Consider the following 3,828-nt stretch of genomic DNA (forward strand, 5'->3'; position numbering starts at 1 on the left):
AGAGTGCCGCCATTCGAGGATCATTTCGCACCTCAAAGGTCAACTTATAACCATCCATTTCGGGCATTTCGGCATCGGTAATCATCATTAGCAATTCATCGGCAACCTGTCTGCCTTCATCAGCCCATGATTGTAATAATTGCAAAGCTTGTAATCCATCTGAAGCTTCAATAATCTCTATGCCAAGTTGATTGAGAGTGTCTCTTACTTGTTTGCGCGCCGTAGATGAATCATCAACAATTAATATCTTACGACCAGGCATATAAGAAACGAGTGCTTCATCTAACACACCGTCAGATAACTTCACGTCGTAATCAATAATCTCAGCTAATACCTTCTCAACATCAATAATAGACACTAATCGTAAGTGCCCTTGGTCTTCTATTTTCGTTATTGCTGTTAAGTAATTATGTCCACCAGTGGTTTTAGGAGGCGGCATAATATCACTCCAGCTCATGTTAACGATATTCTCGACTTTACCGACTAAAAAAGCCTGCACACTGCGGTTATACTCGGTAATAATCAAGTTACAATCGTCATTTACGGGCATCGGCGAGAAACCAATCGCTTCTCGTAAATTAATCACCGGGATAGACATGCCTCTAAAGTTAGCGACGCCATAAACATTATGATTACTGCCGGGTAAATTATTTAAGGGTGGTAACTTAACCACTTCTTTGATTTTAAATACATTAATGGCAAACAACTGGGTTGAGTTAATGCGAAATAACAACAATTCTAAACGGTTTTCGCCAACTAACTTAGTTCTTTGATCTACCGTATCTAGCACTTTTCTCATTAACAGGTCCCACCTAAAAACATACAAACAACATAAAAGATGCATTATCATTAATAAGCATAATTATACTTAAAAAATATTATTAAACAGTGTTGGATCAGGATTTATCCCACAAAAATAAAAAATATCTATAAACAAGATCGAAAAAAAACCTAAATATCTAAGATGTTTATTCAAGACTCAAACTATCTCATCTCTTAAATGCCCTACTAAAAGACTACACCGATGAAAAGACTCCAGAGACAACTACATCAATTTATCACGATATTTCAACACTGATCCAGTGAGACTTAAACTTGATAGATGTACCTGTTGTTGTAAACCCATTTACCTCAATCAATGCTTAAGATGTAAATATGAATAACCCTTGTTGAAACTGCATTTGAGCGCAACATGCCATACATAAAAGCATAATTTTATTTAGCTTATTTAGACCACAACGGAAGGTGATCATTTACCTGCTTGTATGCGTATAACACTATAGATTATTCGCTAAAAGTCATTCAGGTGCCGTTATGATTATCCCACTATTCCCTTTATCGATATGCTTGTTACCTCAAGGATATACCCAGCTACGAATTTTTGAACCTAGATATAAACGGTTAGTATCAGAATCGCTAAAAAGTGGTGTTGGTTTTGGTTTGTGTATGTTGGCTGATGATAAAAAAACCATATTACCCATGGGGACATTAACCCAAATCATCGACTTTGAAACGCTTGAAGATGGCTTGTTAGGTATTAGTGTGCAAGGGCAAAAGACGTTCATTATAAATAATGTCAGTGTTGATAGTGACGGTTTAAAGCGCGCCGATGTCAGCTTAATTGATTCTTGGCCACGCGATATCATTGAACCACAAACGGGACAGACAGGCATTAGCACTGATGTGCGTAAAAAAGATAAAGCACTTAGTCACACGTTAAAGCAAATTTTACAGCAATACCCACAGCATCTTGCTCACTACTGTGAAGAGAACTTCAACGATATTGCGTGGGTTTGTCAGCGATGGCTTGAAATTATTCCATTGAGTGCCAAAGAAAAATATCAGTGTATCAATAGCCATGATCATCAATTAGCAAAATCATTCTTAGCCGATATTATAAAATAATACATAACAGTGATCCGAACGCAAAAATGCCACGTATTAATTAATGATACTGCAGCTTGTTTGAGCTCAGGATGGCCACAGCATAATGAGGTAATATTTTATGCTCAATGAGTTATTTATTGGATGCGGGTGAAATAATGGAAAATTTTCAATCACAAAGCACACAAAGTCGTTATGATAAGGGGCATCTTGCAAAAAGATCCCTAATTAAACTAAGCGGTGCTATGAAATCAAACGAACCCAATCCAATGGCTGATGAGCTGGCGTCATTAATGACGCAGGTGGCTAATGATCGATGCAAAACATCTTTTGCAAAACTTTTTTCGCATTTTGGCCCAAAAATTAACTCTTTTGGTGTCCAGCGCTTAAGCCAACAGGGCTTAGCCATGGATTTAGTGCAAGAGACAATGACTAGAGTATGGACAAAAGCCCATCTATATAACGCAGAGAAAGCAGCGGTAAGCACTTGGGTATTTACCATCATGCGTAATCAATGTTTTGACATGCTTCGTAAAGTACAACACAACCGTGAAGATTCTTTCGGTGATGATATTTGGCCTTTATTTGAGTCTGACGAATCTGAAAGCAACGACAATGATTTTTTATTATCGGCCAGTTTATTGCAGCATGTAGAAGAATTACCCCCTCTTCAGCGCCAGGTAGTACAAGGTATTTATATGCAAGAGCTTACTCAACAAGAGTTAGCGGACAAACTTAATATTCCAATTGGAACGGTTAAATCACGACTTAGACTCGGGTTAGAAAAATTAAAAAGCTTTATGGAGAAACACTATGATTAATTACCACCCAGATCAGCATTTGCTGTCTCTCCATGCTAAAGGCGAGTTGCCGCTATCTATGTCGATTGCTATCTCCGCCCATGCTGAATTGTGCCCTCATTGCCAGCAACAACTTGACCAGATGACTATTGCGTTGTCTGAACAACAGTTTGAGTCAGCAGTAAAAACTCAGTCGGTAGACACTAATGATAATCATCAATTAGACGCACTACTCGAGCAGCTATTAAATTCGACCTTAGACACTTTAGAGATTGAACAGGCTAGTACGATTGATACGATTGAAGATAACAGCGTTAGTATTAAAGGTCAGCATTATCCTCTGCCTAAGGTATTTCGTAAGCAAATTAATGCTTCTTGGCAAGGTATTGGTAAAGTCAGCCGCTTGAGACTCGATACTGGAGAGCCACAAGCAAGAGCAAGTTTGTTGCATATCGCAGCCAATGGTGAAATTCCTGAACACACACACAAAGGCGCAGAGCTAACATTACTGCTCGCTGGTGAGTTCAGCGACTGTTACAACACCTACAAGCCAGGTGATTTTATGCTGCTTGATAAAGAGCACCAACATTCACCAAAAACACTTGAAGGTTGTTTGTGCTATACCATTGTTGATGCTCCGTTATACTTCACTAAAGGTTTCAGTAAGTTACTAAACCCAATTGGCGATTTACTTTACTAAGCATTACGCTAGTTGCTTAAAATGTTAACGACTAACGTAATGTATAGACAATTTGGCCGCTATTTATCATTAAGTTGTACCATTTGATAAGGGATGATGACTGATTCATCATCATCCCTTTTACACCATAGACATCCGAGCAATGCAAAATTTGTCGATAATTCATCACTAACCGCTATTTTTTAATAGAAAACAGCATTAATTTGATTAAAATTTGAAAAAGACTATTGCCATATGCAAACACTCAGTATATTATCCACACAGATTTAGTTTTCTTGTTAATTTTGGTTACCTACCTGTAAGTCTGCTCAACTTCACTTCGTAAATAAACCCAAGACAAGCTTCTGTACATCGTTTTTGATTTCAATTGATTTCTGTTGATATGATAATTTAAATTATATTCACGTAATCTTGTTGTCATAAAACTATGTTCAACTTACAAAG

General features: G+C 37.6%; 4 protein-coding genes. 3 read left to right on the forward strand and 1 reads right to left on the reverse strand.

The window, feature by feature from the left end; all coding sequences use genetic code 11:
- Positions 1 to 799 (reverse strand): chemotaxis protein (locus tag CXF78_RS14205; protein WP_102037168.1); only part of this gene is annotated, 799 nt, incomplete at its 3' end.
- Positions 800 to 1,314: 515 nt separating this feature from the next.
- Between CXF78_RS14205 and CXF78_RS14210 the strand changes: the two genes are divergently transcribed.
- The 3 genes from CXF78_RS14210 to CXF78_RS14220 all read left to right on the forward strand — a co-directional run bounded on the left by CXF78_RS14210 (position 1,315) and on the right by CXF78_RS14220 (position 3,384).
- A complete protein-coding gene (locus CXF78_RS14210) occupies positions 1,315 to 1,905 on the forward strand; it encodes an LON peptidase substrate-binding domain-containing protein (protein ID WP_102037169.1) in 591 nt (196 codons plus the stop codon).
- A 137-nt stretch (positions 1,906 to 2,042) separates the two neighbouring features.
- Entirely contained in the window at positions 2,043 to 2,705 is a 663-nt protein-coding gene (locus CXF78_RS14215) for a sigma-70 family RNA polymerase sigma factor (protein WP_102037170.1), read from the forward strand.
- Positions 2,698 to 3,384 carry a ChrR family anti-sigma-E factor gene (locus tag CXF78_RS14220; RefSeq protein ID WP_011637774.1) on the forward strand — a complete coding sequence of 229 codons (687 nt, stop codon included), beginning with the start codon at positions 2,698 to 2,700 and terminating at the stop codon, positions 3,382 to 3,384. The genes CXF78_RS14215 and CXF78_RS14220 overlap by 8 nt, the downstream gene beginning before the upstream one ends.
- Positions 3,385 to 3,828 lie beyond the last annotated feature (444 nt).

Origin of the sequence: Shewanella sp. 11B5, assembly GCF_002836795.1 — a bacterium.
Lineage (GTDB): Bacteria > Pseudomonadota > Gammaproteobacteria > Enterobacterales > Shewanellaceae > Shewanella > Shewanella frigidimarina.

Bases quoted from the DNA above. Each gene is read 5' to 3' on its own strand.
- CXF78_RS14210 (WP_102037169.1), top strand. From the start codon at position 1,315: ATGATTATCCCACTATTCCCTTTATCGATATGCTTGTTACCTCAAGGA.
- CXF78_RS14215 (WP_102037170.1), top strand. From the start codon at position 2,043: ATGGAAAATTTTCAATCACAAAGCACACAAAGTCGTTATGATAAGGGG.
- CXF78_RS14220 (WP_011637774.1), top strand. From the start codon at position 2,698: ATGATTAATTACCACCCAGATCAGCATTTGCTGTCTCTCCATGCTAAA.